Genomic DNA, 16,429 nt, shown 5'->3' on the forward strand with positions numbered 1-16,429 from the left:
ATCGCGCGAGGCGTGGGCGCGAAGCGGCATACCGGCTGTCGCCGGAGCTCTGCCGGCCGCCGCAGCGTTTCGGCCGCGCGACTTTGAGCCGTCGCCCCAGTCTCATCAACATTGTCGCGTCAGCAGGGATGGCCTATCGCGGAGAGGACGCGACACGCTGCGACCGGGAAGGGGTGCAATGACAGGACGATGCCGGAACGTGGTGGCCGAGCTTGCCCGGAAAGCCCTGGCGGCTGTGGTGGCGCTCCTGCTGTGGGGTGCCCAGTCTCCCGCGCTGGCCGAGGACCGGATCATCACCGCGGTGACCCAGGCGGCCGACGCAGACGCCTTCACCGTCGCGTTCGACGTCATCGGCAAGCCCGAGGCGCGGGTTCTGCATCTGCGCAATCCCGAGCGCATCGCCGTCGATTTCGAGGACACCCTCTCGGCTGCCGCGCTGGATGCGCCGCCCGACAACGCGCTCGTCTCGGCGAGCCGCCATGGCCTGGTCGCGGCCGACCGCTATCGCTTCATCTTCACGCTCAAGGGTGCGGCCAGCGCCGAACTTGACCGCACCGCGACCGCGCACGGCGAGAGGCTCTCCCTGACCATCCGACCGGCGACGTCCGGCAAGGTTGCTGCGGCGTCACCGTCGAGGCCGGCGCCGGAGACCGCCGACGCCGGACCCGATGTGCCGGCGGCCGTGCCGCAGGGGCGTGTCCTGAAGGTCGTGCTCGACGCCGGGCATGGCGGCGTCGACAAGGGCGCCGTGTCGAAGTCGGGCACGCTGGAGAAGGAGATCAACCTCGCTATGGCCCTGGCCCTGCGCGATGCGTTGCAGGCCCGCGGCGATGTCGAGGTGACACTGACCCGCGACGACGACACATTCATTCCGCTGGAGGAGCGCGCGGCGATCGGTCGCCGCGAACGCGCCGACCTGTTCATCTCCATCCATGCCGACTCGATCCGCTACGCTGACCTGCGGGGCGCGACCGTCTATACGCTCTCGGAGACCGCCTCGGACGAGCTCTCGCGCGAGATCGCCGCGTCGGAAAATGCGGCGGACCGCTTTGCCGGCGAGGAATGGCAGCGCGACGAGCCGACCGTCTTCGACATCCTTCTCGACCTGACCCGGCGCGAGACCGTCAGCTTCTCCGAGCATTTCGCCTCGTCGCTGGTCCGGGACCTGCGGCGCGAGGACATTCGCCTGATCAACCGGCCGAAACGCTCGGCCGGATTCAAGGTGCTGACCGCGCCGGACGTCCCCTCGGTGCTGGTCGAACTCGGCTTCCTGTCGAATCGCGAGGACGAGAAGCTCCTGACGGACGCCGCCTGGCGCAAGGACACCGCCGCGGCGATCGCCCAGGCGGTGATGGATTTCTTCGGGGAAAAGGTCGCCGAACCGCGCAAGCCCGGCTAATCGGGCACGCGCATCCGCGCGGATGTGGTAAATCGACAACGCTTGCCTGCATTGCGGGGCCGTCATGCACCCATGTCCATGGCCTCGCCGCATTTGCGCAGCAGGAAAACGTTAAAAGGACGTTCGCTGCGTCCCATGCGCGGCGGATGTTGCAAATTCCCGGCCAAGGCTCCTGCGAGCCGATGCGGGGAGCATGAACCGGACCGGCGCGGCGGCGCAGGGCGGACGGAGTTTCGATGATCAGACTGCTCGGCTATTTCTTTGCCATCGGTGCCGTCTTCTTCCTCGTGGTGGCCGGCGGCTTCGCCTGGTACATCGAGAAGATGGGCAGTGACCTGCCGGACTATCAGGTCCTGGCGGCCTACGAGCCGCCCGTCACGACGCGGGTGCATGCCGCCGACGGTTCGCTGATGGCCGAATACGCGCGCCAGCGGCGCTTGTTCCTGCCGATCCAGGCGGTGCCGGATCTCGTCAAAAACGCCTTCCTCTCCGCCGAGGACAAGAATTTCTACCAGCATCCGGGCGTCGATATCGAAGGCGTGGCGCGCGCCGTCATGGTGCTGGCCAAGGGCGGCCGCATGCAGGGCGCCTCGACCATCACCCAGCAGGTCGCCAAGAACTTCCTTTTGACCAACGAGCGTACCTTCGACCGCAAGATCAAGGAAGCGATCCTGTCGCTGCGCATCGAGCAGGCCTATTCCAAGGACAAGATCCTCGAGCTTTATCTGAACGAGATCTATCTCGGCCTCGGCTCCTACGGCGTCGCCGCCGCGGCGCTCGCCTATTTCGACAAGTCGGTGAACGAGCTGACGATCGAGGAAGCCGCCTATCTGGGCGCGCTGCCGAAGGCGCCGGAGAACTACAATCCGTTCCGCGATCCGGACCGGGCGATCGAGCGCCGCAACTGGGTCATCGACCAGATGGCCGCCAACGGCTTCATCACCGCCGAGGCCGCCAGCGAGGCGCAGGAAAAGCCGCTCGACGTCAATCCGCGGCCGACCGGCACCTATCTGGCGTCGTCGGAATATTTCACCGAGGACGTGCGCCGCGAGATCATCCAGCGCTACGGCGTCGACGCGCTCTACGAGGGCGGTCTGTCGGTCCGCACGACCCTCGATCCGACGCTGCAGGCGGAGGCGCGCAAGGCGCTGCAGCACGGGCTGATCAAATATGACGAGGAGCGCGGCTGGCGCGGGCCGGTGACCCGGGTCGAGATCGGCAGCGACTGGGGCCAGTCGCTGGCCAAGATCGAGCCGCTCGCCGACGTCCCCGAATGGCGTCTGGCCGTCGTCCTGACCGCCGAGGCGGGCCGCGTGGAGATCGGCCTGCAGCCGCCGCGCGACATGTCGGGCGCCCGTGGCGCCGAGCGCGAGCTGGCGAGCATCGCCAGGGACGACATGAAATGGGCCCTGCGCCTGAACACCGAGGATCGGAAGGGCAATGTCAGCTCCGCCGCCGAGGTGCTGTCGCGCGGCGACGTCGTCTATGTGGAGAAGAAGGAAGAGGGCGCCGGCTACCGGTTGCGCCAGCCGCCGAAGGTGCAGGGCGCACTGGTGGCGATGGAGCCCAAGACCGGGCGTGTCGTCGCCATGGTCGGTGGCTTCTCCTTCGCCCAGTCCGAGTTCAACCGCGCCAGCCAGGCATATCGCCAGCCCGGTTCGTCCTTCAAACCCTTCGTCTATGCCGCGGCATTGGACAACGGCTACACGCCGTCCTCGGTGATCATGGATGCGCCGATCTCGCTGCCCGACGGCAATGGCGGCGTCTGGGAGCCGTCCAATTACGGCGGCGGCTCGGCCGGTCCCTCGACCCTGCGCCTTGGCATCGAGAAGAGCCGCAATCTCATGACGATCCGGCTCGCCAAGGACATGGGCATGGACCTTGTCGCGGAATATGCCGAGCGTTTCGGCATCTACGACAATCTCGGTAAGTATCTCCCGATGGCCCTCGGCGCCGGCGAGACCACGGTCCTGCGCATGGTGTCGGCCTATTCGGTCATCGCCAATGGCGGCCGCTCGCTGGAGCCGTCGCTGATCGACCGGGTCCAGGATCGCTACGGCAAGACGATCTACAAGCACGACCAGCGCATCTGCCAGACCTGCGACGCGCCGGCCTATGACGGCCAGAGCGAGCCGGAACTGGTCGACGAGCGCGATCAGGTGCTCGACCCGATGACCGCCTACCAGATCACCTCGATGATGGAGGGCGTCGTCCAGCGCGGCACCGCCACCCGTGTGGCCGCGCTCGGCGTTCCGATCGCCGGCAAGACCGGCACCACCAACGAGGAGAAGGACGTCTGGTTCGTCGGCTTCACCCCGGACCTCGTGACCGGCGTGTTCCTCGGCTACGACAACCCGACCCCGATGGGCCGCGGCGCCACCGGTGGCGGCATGGCGGCGCCGGTCTTCATCGACTTCATGGAGGATGCGCTGGAAGGCGTGCCGCCGGTCGAGTTCAAGGTGCCCGAGGGCATGGACCTGATCGCCGTGAACCGGAAGACCGGCATGCGCTCCGGCGGTTCTGGCGGCGACGTGATCATGGAGGCGTTCAAGCCCGGCACCGGGCCGTCCGACACCTTCAACATCATCGGTGCCGATGAGATGGCCGGTGGTTTCGGCTCGGGACAGGTCTCGCAGGAGGCCGAGCAGGCCATCGTCCAGGGCGGTGGTGGCGGCGGGCTGTTCTAGCCAAGCCGGCCACGGACCGTTATAGAGCCACCCCGACCGGCGATCCGGCTCCGGCGTCGCCCCGCGCGACGGCGAGGCCTTCCTCGCCGGTGCGAGACCATACCCTCAGGATTTAGGAGATTGCGGCTTGCGCGCCGAGATCGAGAACCTTGTCGACGAAATCAAGCAGGCCATAAGCCTGCTGAGGAGGCATCTTTGACTGGGAGAAATCTCTCAAACGCCTCGACCTGCTGAACAACAAGGCGGAAGATCCGACCATCTGGGATGATCCGGCCGAAGCGCAGAAGCTCATGCGCGAACGCCAGTTCCTGGACACCGCCATCGGCGCGGTGAACCGCCTGAACCAGTCGCTGCAGGACAATATCGAACTCATCGCCATGGGCGAGGAGGAGAAGGACGCCGAGATCGTCAAGGAAGCCGAGGCTGCGATCCGCGAGATCAAGTCCGAGGCCGACAAGCGGCAGATCGAGACGCTCCTCTCCGGCGAGGCCGATTCCAACGACACCTATGTCGAGGTTCATTCGGGCGCCGGCGGCACCGAGAGCCAGGACTGGGCGGCGATGCTGCAGCGCATGTACATGCGCTGGGCCGAGCGCGCCAAGTTCAAGGTCGAGGTCCTGGAAGAGCATTCCGGCGAAGAGGCGGGCATCAAGTCCGCCACGCTGCTCATCAAGGGCCACAACGCCTATGGCTGGATGAAGACCGAATCCGGCGTCCACCGGCTGGTGCGGATCTCGCCCTATGACAGCCAGGCGCGGCGGCACACGTCCTTCGCCTCGGTCTGGGTCTATCCGGTGGTCGACGATTCGATCGACATCGACGTCAACGAATCCGATGTCCGCATCGACACCTACCGGGCCTCCGGCGCCGGTGGCCAGCACGTGAACACGACCGACTCGGCCGTGCGCATCACGCATCTGGAAACCGGCATCGTGGTCCAGTGTCAGGCCGAGCGCTCGCAGCACAAGAACCGGGCGACCGCCTGGAACATGCTGCGCGCCCGGCTTTACGAGGCCGAGCTCGAACGTCGCGAGAATGCGGCGAATGCCGAGGCGGCCTCGAAGACGGATATCGGCTGGGGCCACCAGATCCGGTCCTACGTCCTGCAGCCGTACCAGATGGTCAAGGATCTGCGGACCGGCATCGAGAGCACCTCGCCGCAGGAAGTCCTGGACGGCGGGCTGGACCCCTTCATGGAGGGTGCGCTGGCGCACCGGGTCCATGGCGGCGACGCCGCGGTCGACGACATCGACTGACGACGCCATCGTCGCATGAGCATTCAGCGGGCTGCCGGAAACGGTGGCCCGTTTTGCGTTGCGCCCGGTGCAGACCGTTCCCCGTGTCAGGACGGCAGGCGGATCCTGTCGCGAATGCGCAGGAAGCGCATCGGATCGACGGCCTTGCCGTCGCGGCGCACTTCGTAGTGGAGATGCGGCCCGGTGCTGCGACCGGTGCTGCCGACCGCGCCGATGCGCGTGCCGCGGCCCACCTCGTCGCCGACCGACACGTCGATCCGGGACATGTGGCCATAGCGGGTGGTGATGCCGTTGCCGTGGTCGATCTCGACCAGATTGCCGTAGCCGCCGGCCCGACCGGCGCGCACGACCTTGCCCGGCGCGACCGCCGAGACCGCCGAGCCGCTCGGGCGGGCATAGTCGATCCCCGCATGCAGGGCGCGCTTGCCGAGGAACGGGTCGGAACGGATGCCGAAGGTGCTCGACCGGGTGCTCGCCGGCATGGGCTCGGTCAGGGGGAGTCGCTCGGCGACGTCATGCAGCTTCTTCAGCGTCTCGAGCGCGGCATCGAGCTCGGCGTAGGATTCCTCGAAATCGAAATCGGCGGGTGCCGGCTCGTAGGGGCCGCCGACCGCCGAACCGACGGTGTCCGGCGGCAGGTCGATACCGATCGCGGTCAAGGCCGATGCGATGCGTACGGTGCGGGTGCGCGCCTTGGCGGCGAGGCTCTGCAGGTCGCCGATCTGGCGAAGTTCCGCCATGTCGATCGAGCGTCCGATCTGGCGGATCGCAGCTTCCGAGATGTCGAAGCGGCGCGGCCCGACCTTCGCGGTCGCCGCGGCCGTCATCGGCGCAGCGCGCCAGTCGTCGCCGGGAATCGCGCTGGTGCGGATCGTGTCGAGCATCGGCTCGTCCTCGTCCAGCGAATCGCCATGGGCTTCGAGCGCCGGCTCCGTCTGCGAAGGTGCGTCTTCGGCGGGCGAGGTGCGGGGGTTCTGCGTGGGCAGCGGGACGGCCGTCGTGATGATTCCGGTAGCCTTGGCGCGTTCGAGCAGCGGCTGCAGCTTGTCGTAGCGGGCGGTCAGTTCCTCCTGCTGGTCGAGCAGCACTTCCACCTTGGTCTCGACCATCTTCTCGGACAGGAACTGCCGGCTCGTGGCGGTGTCGAGCTGCGCCCGCAGCGCCGCGATTCGCTGTTCGTAGTCGCGCGTCACCTTCCACTGCCGCTCGGCATAGCGCACGGTGAGGTCGTCCTGCAGGAGATAGTAGGAGGGGATCGCGACGCAGGTGACCACGACGAGGGCGGCGAGGGCCGAGCCGAGCATCAGGGCCTTGCGGCCGATGGTGAAGTAGCGAACCTGTTCGCCGCGCGCGATGATCACCGTATGCGGTTCGCGTCGATCGCCGAATGTTCGCCTGTGCTTCACCGCAGTCATTACCCATCCCCGGATACCGGGACGCGATGTCCCGTCGACCGCCTGATTACACTCGGGTAAGGTTAACATTCCTTTGATCGGCAGCGGATCGACCGCCTTCCGGCGGTGGCGACGGGCGTCCGGGCCCGCTTTGGCCGGGGTGACCGCTCCCGGACCTCAGCTCGAGAGCGGCGAGAGCGACCGGTAGAAGGTGGGCGTCAGGCCGGCCTCGGCGCGGGCGCGATCGTTGAAGGGCGCCTTCACGTCGCCGCGAAAGCTCGCCCGCACCAGCTCCCGGAACCGCTGCGCCGGATTGCGGCCTTCGCGGGCGCACAGGAAGCGAAACCATTTGGCGCCGATCGCCACGTGCTTCTTCTCGTCCCGGTAGATGATCTCCAGGATCGCGGCGGTGTCGGCGTCGCCGACCTCCAGCAGCTTCTCCAGCAGGGACGGCGTGACGTCGAGGCCGCGGGCTTCGAGGATCAGCGGAACCACCGCCAGCCGTGCGCCCAGATCGTGGGCGGTCGCCTCCACCGCCTGCCAGAGCCCGTCATGGGCGGGCAGGGCGCCATAATGGCTGCCGAGCGATTCCAGTCGGCGCGACAGCAGCCGGAAATGCTTGGCCTCTTCCAGCGCCACCGTCATCCAGCCATCGAAGAAGGATCGCGGCACGCGTTCGCTGGCGAAGCGCGCCACGATGTCGAGCGCCAGGTCGATGGCGTTGAGTTCGATATGGGCGAGCGCATGGATCAGTGCGATCCGGCCGGTTTCGGTGTGCACCGAGCGCCGCTTGACCGTGCGCGGCGAGACGAGGACCGGCTCGGCCGGGCGGCCCGGCCGGTTAGGCAGCGCCGGATCGTGCGGGGCGTGCAGCCCGAGGCGGCGACCGAACCACAGCCGGCAGGCGAGGTTGGTGCGCTCGACCTTTTCGTCGAGATCGGCGGCCCTGAGCGCCTCGATCGCGGCCTGGCGCAGCGTTGCCGGGGCGCCGGCCTCGCGCGGTTCGCTGCTCATGTCGCCGCAGAAAGCTGGCGCGCGGCCTCCAGAACCTCCTCGGCGTGCCCCGGCACCTTCACCTTGGGCCAGAGCCGCGCCACCGTGCCGTCGGCCGCCACCAGCGCCGTCGTCCGCTCGACGCCCATATATTTGCGGCCGTACATGCTCTTCTCGACCCAGATGCCGAAGGCCGACAGCAGCGTCTTCTCCTCGTCCGACAGCAGCCGGACCGTGAGCTCATGCTTGTCGCGGAACTTGCCGTGCTTCTTCACCGGATCCGGCGAGACACCGAAGACCGGAACGCCGATCGCGTCGAAATCGCTCTTCAGCCGCGTGAACTCGACAGCTTCAAGCGTGCAACCGGAGGTATCGTCCTTGGGATAGAAATAGAGGACGTACGGCTCGCCGAGGAGATCGTCGGACGCGACCACGGCGCCATGATCGTCGGGCAGGCTGAATGTCGGACAGGGTTCACCGGCTGAAATCGGCATGGCGTGCCATCCTTTCGGGGAAATCGTGCGTCAGGAGAGGGTGACTGGACGAATCAGCCGGCGGCTGACGATCTGGTGGCGAAGATGCCGGATGAGATGCGCGGGCGAAAGCATGCTCCGCGCGACGTATTGTTCAACGCGCGGCGTCCGGTTCGAAACGGCGTCGGCAGGGGAGCGCCGAGACGCCATGTCTGCGCAGATTCCATTCCGTCCTGCGCACGAGGCTGGTCGCAGTCCGGAGGCGTTTCGCCGAAGATGAAAATCGTCGTCCGTATCCTGGCCGGCACGGCCAGCATTGCGATCTGCGCGGCCTTGCTGATCGGCGGGCTTGCCGCCGCCATCCTGTGGACCGATTCCGGCCAGGACCTGCTGCGGCGCAAGACCGAGGAACTCGCCTCGAACGCCCTTGGTCCCGGCTATGTCGTCGCGCTGGGCCAGCAGACGATCGGCATCGGCCCGAGCGGTCGGATCGGGCTCGGCTTTTCCGATGTCGCCCTGCGCGATCGCGAAACCGGCGAAACGGTCGGCACGGTGGCGCTGGTGCGCGCCGGCATCGGCGTCTCCAGCCTGCTGTCCGGCAGTCTCGCGCTCGAAACCCTCGCCGTGGAGCGGGTGCGACTGGACCCGGGCAGCCTGGAGGGCGAGGACGATGGCGAGCCCTTCGTACCGGACGAGATCTTCCAGACCGCCGATCGCATCTTCACGGCCCTCGATGACGCCGGGCTGCGTCTGCTGGAGGTGGCCGACGTCGCCAGCCTGAACGCCGATCCCGACACGCGGCTCGACCGCCTGACGGTCAGTCGCGTCGGCCAGGGGGAGACCGCCATCGACCTGACGGCGCACCTTGCCGGCCGTGACGTTGCGGTGACCGGGCGCGCGACCCTGGCCCCGGACGGCGACAGGCTGGCCGGGCTGTCGCTCCAGACCGCTCCGCTTCCGTTCGCCTTTGGCGAACCGCCGAAGGACGCGGCGGACCGATCCGTCGCCTTCGAGGGGTCGGCTTCTCTGGCCGCCGAACTCGCCACCACCGACGCCGGCCGGAACCTGCGCGTACGGCTCGACGCCGGCGAAGGCCGCCTGATCGGCCGCATGCCCGTCGCGCTGCGCAGCGGCGTCCTGGAACTGACACTCGACGAGGGGCGCAGCTATGCGCGCGTCTCCGCCGGCCGTATCGAGACCGCGTCGGTCGAGGCTGAGTTTCGCGGCGGGCTGAACCTCGTCGCCGACGCCGCCGGCCATCACGGCTTCAGCCTTGCCAGTTCGCGTCTGATCTCGACCGCCGGGGGCGATGGCGCGCCACGATCCGCCGAGCTGACTCTGGGCGGATGGTTCGATCCGGCCGATGCGGCGGCCGACATCGAGCGTCTGGTCCTGGACACCGGCGACGGGGGGCTGGCCGGGGCCGCCGCACTTGGCGGGATGGAGCCCGAGGACCGCATCCGCGCCGACCTGACCTTCGACAATGTCGACGCGGCCACGGTGAAGGCCTTCTGGCCAATCATCATCTCGCCCGAGGCGCGATCCTGGGTGATCGACCATGCCGGCGATGCGGGCCGGGTGGAGGGCGGCAATTTCACGCTCGACGTGTCCGTCGACCGGTTGCCGAAGATCCTGGACCCCGAAATCAGCCCGAGCGCCGAGGAGATGCATCTCGCCCTCGCCATCGACAGCGCCGCCTTTGCCACGATCGGCGATCTTCCCGGTCTCTCCGCCGTTACGGGCGATCTGGATTTTCGGGCCGGCAGGACGGTGATCTCGGTCGCCTCGGCCACGGTCGCGGCGCTTCCCGAGGTGACGATCCTGCCGTCCTCGCTGCAGTTCGAACGCGAGGAGGCCGGCGTGATCGCGTCACTCTCGCTGAACATCGGCGGCCCGGCCTCGGCGCTCCTGGAGATCGCCGACAGGGACCCCGTCAATGCGCTCGACAAGATCGGCTGGAAGAGCGATGAGGTCTCGGGCGCGGCGACGGCCGGGGTGAATGCCCGCTTCTTGCTTGGGCGCCCGGGCGAGAAATCCGTCCTGCAGAACTGGACGGTGATCGCCGACCTCGACGATGTCGGCCTGAAACGCCGGCTGGAAGGGCGGCAGCTCGGCGCGATCACCGGCATGGCCAGCCTGTCGCCGGGCACGGTCTTCGGCGAGGTGGACGCGACGATCGACGGCGTCCCGGCCCGGATCGCCTTTGCCGAACCGCTGGAGCCGAACCCTGTCGGCGAGCGATCCCTGACCATCACGACCGAACTGGAAAAGAGCCAGCTGCAGGCCATCCTTCCGACCCTGGACGACGTCGTCGACGGCGCCCTGTCGGCGACCCTGGTGCGGTCCGGCGACACCTACCGCGCCGCGATCGATCTGTCCGCCGCACGCCTGCGTCTGCCCGCGACGGGGTGGAGCAAGGGGCCCGGCGTGCCGGCCTCCTTGTCCTTCGACATGACGACGGGCGGTAATGCGCTCAGCCTGACCAACGCCAAGCTCGAAGGCGAAGGCTTCCACGCCGAGGGCCGGGCCGAAGCCGACGGCGGTGGCCTGAAGTCGGTGACGATCGACAAGGCAGCGTTCAGCCGGTCGGACGACTTTTCCGGAAGCGTCCGCCGCGAGGACGGCGGCTTCAAGGTGGCGCTGACGGGACGCAGCCTCGACGCGCGGGCCGGCTTGGCCCGGCTGCGCGCCGGCGGCATGGCATCGGCGACCGATACCGGAACCCGCCAGGCGCCGCTCGACCTGTCGATCGCGGTGGACCGCCTGATCGGCTTCGGCGGCGAGGAACTGCGCAATGCCACCATCGCCTTTCGCCAGCAGGCGTCCGGCGCGCCGGTGGCCGACATCGCCGCCGTGGCGGCGGACGGCTCGCCGCTGCGTCTGGCGATCCAGAAGCGCGGCGAAGGCCGCAGCGTCGAACTCAGCACCGACGATGCCGGCGCGCTGCTGCGCTTCACCGGGCTCTATTCCAACATGTATGGCGGCAGAGCGCGGCTCGCCATGGCGGGCAATCAGCCGGCCCAGTATGGCGGCAAGCTGGCGCTGCAGGACTTCACGCTGGTGAACGAATCGCGGCTGGCCCGGCTCGTCGGCACGACCCGCGACCGCGAGGCCAGTCTGGCCGGCGCCGTGGGGCAGGAACTGCAGACCTCGGATGCCTATTTCGACGCGGCCTCTGCCCAGCTCGCCTGGAACGGGTCGCGGCTGGTGGCGCGCGACGGCATCATTCGCGGGCCGATCTTCGGATCGAGCTTCGAGGGCGTGATCGTCGACGACGCGCAGCGCATCGCCATCGACGGGTCCTTCATGCCCGCCTATGGGGTGAACCGCCTGTTCGGCGCGATCCCCTTCTTCGGCGGCATTCTGGGTAATGGCCAGGAGGGCGGCCTGATCGGGATCACCTACCGTCTGGCCGGGCCGCTCGACGACCCGACCCTGTCGGTGAACCCGATCTCCGCCATCGCGCCGGGCATCTTCCGGCGCATCTTCGAGTACTGACGCTCCGCACGCCGGGAGCGTCCGGTCGCTCAGTCGGCGGGCCGGACCAGCACGTGCTTCTTGCGCCCGACCGACAGCTTGATGACGCCCTGGACGAGGGAATCCGTGCCGACCATCAGTCGCTCGTCGGTCACCTGCGCGTCGTTGACCCGCACGGCGCCGCCCTTGATGTGACGGCGCGCTTCGCCGTTCGAGCCGGCAAGGCCCGCGGAGACGAGAAGCGACAGGAGGCCGACGCCCTCGGCCAGCGACGCCGCCGGAACCTCGATCGTCGGCAGGCTGTCGGCCAGCGCACCTTCCTCGAAGGTCTTGCGCGCCGTCTCGGCGGAGGCTTCTGCCGCGGCGCGGCCGTGTAGCATGGCCGTGACCTCGTTGGCGAGCACCTTCTTGGCGTCGTTGATCTCCGAGCCGCCCAGCGCTTCGAGCCGCGCGATCTCGTCCATCGGCAGGGTGGTGTAGAGCTTCAGGAAGCGGCCGACATCGGCGTCCTCGGTGTTGCGCCAGTACTGCCAGAAATCATAGGCGCTGAGCATGTCGTCATTGAGCCAGATCGCGCCCGAGGCGGTCTTGCCCATCTTGGCGCCCGACGAGGTGGTCAGCAGCGGCGAGGTGAGGGCGTACAGATCCGCACCCTCCATGCGCCGGCCGAGATCGATGCCGTTGACGATGTTGCCCCACTGGTCCGAGCCTCCCATCTGCAGCTTGCAGCCGGTCCGCTTGTAGAGCTCGACGAAGTCGTAGGCCTGCAGGATCATGTAGTTGAATTCGAGGAAGGACAGCGACTGCTCGCGGTCGAGCCGCAGCTTGACCGAATCGAAGGACAGCATGCGGTTGACCGAGAAGTGCCGGCCAACATCGCGCAGGAAGGCGACGTAGTTCAGCTCCAGCAGCCACTCGGCATTGTCGACCATGACCGCATCGGTCGGCCCGTCGCCGAAGCGGATGTAAGGCTGGAACGACCGCTTGATACCGGCCAGATTGGCGGCGATCGTGTCCTCGGTCTGGAGCTTGCGCGCCTCGTCCTTGAAGGACGGATCGCCGATCATGCCGGTGCCGCCGCCCATCAGCGCGATCGGCCGGTGACCGGTCTGCTGCATCCAGTGCAGCATCATGATCTGCATCAGCGAGCCGACATGCAGGCTGGCGGCCGTCGGGTCGAAGCCGATATAGCCGGTGACCGTCTCGGTGCGGAACAGCTCGTCGAGGCCGTTGTCGTCGGATGTCTGGTGGATGAAGCCGCGCTCGGCGAGTGTCGCCAGGAACTCGGACTTGAAGCGGGTCATGGAATGGTGATCCTGTTCTTTCGCCGGAGCGGCAGGCGCTCCGCAAGATGTGGGGTGCGGTTTATCAGCCCTGCGCCAGAATTCCAGTTGTGGAGCCGAAATTGCGCCAACCGAAGCTGCGCCGCGCCATCGGCCTGATGAGCGGCACGTCGCTCGACGGCATCGACGTGGCGCTGGTCGACACGGATGGCGATACCGTCGTCGAACGCGGACCGGCCCGGGTCTATGCCTATGACGCGGCCTTCCGGGGCCAGCTCGCCGCGGCGCTGGAGACCGCCAAGACGATCCGGCAGCGCGACGCACGTCCCGGCGATCTGGCTGCGCTGGAAGTCGCGCTCACCCACCGCCACGGTGAAGCGGTCACGCGCTTCCTCAAGGAATGCGGCATCGACAGGGCCTCGGTCGATGTCGTCGGCTTGCACGGCCAGACGGTGCTGCACCGCCCGGCCGAGGCGCTGACGGTCCAGATCGGCCGGGGCGATCTCCTGGCCCGGCAACTGGGCCTGCCGGTGGTCCATGACATGCGCGCGGCCGACATGATGGCCGGCGGGCAGGGCGCGCCGCTCGTGCCCGCCTATCACGCGGCGCTGGCTGGCAGTCTGCCGGCGGACCGCCGGGCCTATCCCGTCGTCTTCGTCAATATCGGCGGCATCTCGAACGTCACCTGGCTCGATGGCGAAACCGATCCGGTCGCCTTCGACTCGGGGCCGGGCAATGCGCTTCTCGACCAGTGGCTGCAGCGCGAGGCGGGGATTCCCTACGACCAGAACGGCGCCATCGCCAGCGAGGGCGGTCTGATCGAAGGCATGGCCGAGCGCTATCTGGCGTCGGACTTTTTCGCCAGGCCCGCGCCGAAATCGCTGGACCGTTTCGATTTTCCGGTACCGCCGCCCGGCAGCGGCACGCTCGAGGATGTCGCCCGCACGCTGTGCTTCGTCAGCGCTGCAGCCATCCTGAAGTCGGCCGAGCATTTTCCGGCCGAACCGAAGCTCTGGATCATCTGCGGCGGCGGGCGCCACCATCCGGCGATCATGGCCGATCTGAAAGCCGGCGCCGGACCCGATGCGGCGGTCGTCTCGGCCGAAGCCGCCGGCTTCGACGGCGATGCCATGGAGGCGGAGGCCTGGGGCTATCTCGCCGTCCGGTCGCTGGATCGCCGGCCGCTGACCTGGCCGACGACCACCGGCTGCCGCGAAGCGGTGACCGGCGGTGTCCTGTCGCTGCCGGATAATGCCCGACAGGCGGAAGCCGGCACCGATCGCTGACAAGCGTCCCGGTGCCGGGTGTCGAGGCCTAGCGCAGGCGCTTCGGCCGCGGGTCGCTGAGTTCGCCGGCCAGACGCCGGTCGAGATATTCGGAGCATTCGCCGAGAAGCTCGTCGGTGTGCTCGCTGTAGAAGTGGTTGGCCCCTTCCATCGTCTTCTGGGTGATGACGATGCCCTTCTGGGTCTTCAGCTTGTCGACGAGGGTCTGGACGTCCTTCGGCGGCGCCACGCGGTCCTTGTCGCCATGGATGATCAGGCCCGAGGACGGGCAGGGGGCGAGAAAGGAGAAGTCGTAGGAGTTGGGCTGCGGCGAGATCGAGAAGAAGCCCTCGATCTCGGGCCGGCGCATCAGCAGCTGCATGCCGATCCAGGCGCCGAAGGAATAGCCGGCGACCCAGCACTGCTTGGAATCGGGATGCAGGCTCTGCACCCAGTCGAGCGCCGAGGCTGCGTCCGACAACTCGCCCGAACCATGGTCGAACTCGCCCTGGCTGCGGCCGATGCCGCGGAAATTGAAGCGCAGGGTGGTGAAGCCGCGCTCCACGAACATGTAGAAGAGCTTGTAGACGATCTGGTTGTTCATCGTGCCGCCGAAGCGCGGATGCGGGTGCAGGACGATGGCGATCGGGGCGTTCTTCTCCTTGGCGGCCTGGTAACGGCCCTCCAGGCGGCCGGCAGGGCCATTGAAGATCACTTCGGGCATAATAATGTTCCTTGGCGAGCGGGATGGCTCGGCTGGCCTGACTTGACGAAGCCGAAGTGGCCTCGTAGGGTCCAGTTTAGAATGATTCAAAACTACGGGCGTCTATCAGGCGTCTTGTAGTCCGGGCGTCGTCGAAAATTCAAGATTTTTGCGCATCGCGCCCCGGACCGAACCGTTGCGAGAGGCAATGAGCAGAGACGAGCGTCTCTATCTGGATCACAATGCGAGTGCGCCGCTTCTGGCCGAAGCGCGCGCCGCGCTGATCGACTCGCTCGATGCCGCCAACGCTTCGTCCGTTCACAGCGAAGGACGCGCCGCCAGGAAGCTGGTGGAAGGCGCCCGTGACGAACTGGCGCGGCTGGTCGGCTGCGAGGCCGAACAGATCGCCTTCACAAGTGGCGCCAGTGAGGCGGCCACCACCTGCCTGTCGCCGCCCTGGCTCGTGGAAGGGCAGGAGACGCGGATTTCGCGTCTCGCCGTCATCGACACCGATCACCCTTGCGTGCGTGACGGCGGTGCCTTCGCCTCCGCCGACGTGACGCGCCTGCCGGTCGATGCTGACGGCATCGTCGATTGCGCCGCGCTGGCCGCATGGGCCGATGCTCTCGACGACGGCATGACCGGCCTTCTGGCGCTGACGCTGGCCAATTCCGAGACCGGTGTCCTGCAGCCCTTGGATCGGATCCAGGCGGCGATCGCCGATCGCCCGGTCCGGCTCGTTCTCGACGCCGTCCAGATGATCGGCCGAATCGGTTTTGACTTTGCGGCGAGCGGCGCCGACGCAGCTTTCGTCTCCGGGCACAAATTCGGTGCGGCCAAGGGCGTCGGCGCCATGATGTTTCGCGATCCCGCGACGCGGCCTTTTGCGCTCGTGCGCGGCGGCGGCCAAGAAAAGGGCCGCCGGGCCGGAACGGAAGCCGTGCCGGCGATCGCCAGCCTCGGCGCGGCGGCCTGTGTCGCGCGGCAACGGCTCGAGCATGGGCCCGACGATCTGATGGCGTTGCGCCGGCATCTGGAAACCGCGCTTCTGGCGCAGGTGCCGCAGGCGACCCTTCTCGGCAGCCATGCGCCGCGCCTGCCCAACACGGTGGCGATCGCGGCACCGGGTCTGCGCGCCGAAACCGCCCAGATCGGTCTCGATCTCGCCGGGCTCGCCGTGTCGGCCGGATCGGCCTGTTCGTCGGGCAAGGTCGGTCGCAGCCATGTGGTCGATGCTATGGTCCGGGGAGGCCTTCAGATTTCTGCCGATGACGGTGCCATCCGCATCAGCTTCGGCTATGACACCGCGACGCACGATCTCGATCGTTTCGTTCGGGAATATGCCGCCCTGGCGGGGCGCGCCGCACCGGCGGCGAGGGCCCACCGCGCGGCGTGACGATAAGAGTTCGCAGGACATCGGCTACGCCCTAAAAATCGGGGCGCTTCGTTGCTATCTACACCGCGCGGCCGGGCGCTTCGGCGGCGCGCCGACCACCGGA

General features: G+C 67.8%; 11 protein-coding genes. 6 read left to right on the top strand and 5 right to left on the bottom strand.

Annotated elements, in window-relative coordinates; genetic code table 11:
- Window positions 1–178: 178 nt before the first annotated feature.
- The 3 genes from H9Q09_RS01715 to prfB all read left to right on the top strand — a co-directional run bounded on the left by H9Q09_RS01715 (window position 179) and on the right by prfB (window position 5,342).
- On the top strand, window positions 179–1,399 hold the full coding sequence (locus H9Q09_RS01715) for an N-acetylmuramoyl-L-alanine amidase (RefSeq protein ID WP_246715955.1): 1,221 nt from the start codon (window positions 179–181) through the stop codon (window positions 1,397–1,399).
- Window positions 1,400–1,635: 236 nt separating this feature from the next.
- Window positions 1,636–4,086, top strand: coding sequence for a penicillin-binding protein 1A (locus H9Q09_RS01720; RefSeq protein ID WP_024351738.1), 2,451 nt, complete (start codon window positions 1,636–1,638; stop codon window positions 4,084–4,086).
- Window positions 4,087–4,213: 127 nt separating this feature from the next.
- A protein-coding gene (gene prfB / locus H9Q09_RS01725; RefSeq protein ID WP_187389637.1) for a peptide chain release factor 2 occupies window positions 4,214–5,342 on the top strand; the annotation gives its coding sequence in 2 pieces (ribosomal slippage) (window positions 4,214–4,282 and window positions 4,284–5,342; 1,128 coding nt in all).
- Between the two features lie 86 nt (window positions 5,343–5,428).
- Here prfB and H9Q09_RS01730 read toward each other — a convergent pair.
- The 3 genes from H9Q09_RS01730 to H9Q09_RS01740 form a co-directional block, all read right to left on the bottom strand.
- Window positions 5,429–6,757: a M23 family metallopeptidase gene (locus H9Q09_RS01730; protein ID WP_187389638.1), complete on the bottom strand. Its 1,329-nt coding sequence runs from the start codon at window positions 6,755–6,757 to the stop codon at window positions 5,429–5,431.
- Between the two features lie 156 nt (window positions 6,758–6,913).
- A complete protein-coding gene (locus H9Q09_RS01735) occupies window positions 6,914–7,750 on the bottom strand; it encodes a ferritin-like domain-containing protein (RefSeq protein WP_187389639.1) in 837 nt (278 codons plus the stop codon).
- Complete coding sequence (locus tag H9Q09_RS01740) at window positions 7,747–8,223, bottom strand: peroxiredoxin (protein WP_187389640.1); 477 nt, start codon at window positions 8,221–8,223, stop codon at window positions 7,747–7,749. The genes H9Q09_RS01735 and H9Q09_RS01740 overlap by 4 nt, the downstream gene beginning before the upstream one ends.
- Window positions 8,224–8,478: 255 nt before the next feature.
- On the opposite strand from H9Q09_RS01740, the gene H9Q09_RS01745 reads away from it, so the two are divergent.
- Window positions 8,479–11,700: a hypothetical protein gene (locus tag H9Q09_RS01745; RefSeq protein WP_187389641.1), complete on the top strand. Its 3,222-nt coding sequence runs from the start codon at window positions 8,479–8,481 to the stop codon at window positions 11,698–11,700.
- 29 nt (window positions 11,701–11,729) lie between these two features.
- On the opposite strand, the gene tyrS is transcribed toward H9Q09_RS01745, so the two are convergent.
- Window positions 11,730–12,983 (bottom strand): tyrosine--tRNA ligase, encoded by a 1,254-nt coding sequence (gene tyrS, locus H9Q09_RS01750; RefSeq protein ID WP_187389642.1) that lies wholly within the window; start codon window positions 12,981–12,983, stop codon window positions 11,730–11,732.
- A gap of 137 nt (window positions 12,984–13,120) precedes the next feature.
- On the opposite strand from tyrS, the gene H9Q09_RS01755 reads away from it, so the two are divergent.
- Entirely contained in the window at window positions 13,121–14,248 is a 1,128-nt protein-coding gene (locus tag H9Q09_RS01755; protein WP_246715975.1) for an anhydro-N-acetylmuramic acid kinase, read from the top strand.
- 28 nt (window positions 14,249–14,276) lie between these two features.
- Here the strand turns inward: H9Q09_RS01755 and H9Q09_RS01760 are convergent, their stop codons facing one another.
- Window positions 14,277–14,951, bottom strand: coding sequence for an alpha/beta hydrolase (locus H9Q09_RS01760; RefSeq protein ID WP_024351747.1), 675 nt, complete (start codon window positions 14,949–14,951; stop codon window positions 14,277–14,279).
- Between the two features lie 187 nt (window positions 14,952–15,138).
- Here H9Q09_RS01760 and H9Q09_RS01765 point away from each other — a divergent pair, with 187 nt between their 5' ends.
- Complete coding sequence (locus tag H9Q09_RS01765; RefSeq protein WP_187389644.1) at window positions 15,139–16,326, top strand: cysteine desulfurase family protein; 1,188 nt, start codon at window positions 15,139–15,141, stop codon at window positions 16,324–16,326.
- Window positions 16,327–16,429: the final 103 nt, after the last annotated feature.

The sequence above is a fragment of the Aurantimonas sp. DM33-3 genome, assembly GCF_014334315.1.
Taxonomy (GTDB): domain Bacteria; phylum Pseudomonadota; class Alphaproteobacteria; order Rhizobiales; family Rhizobiaceae; genus Aurantimonas; species Aurantimonas coralicida.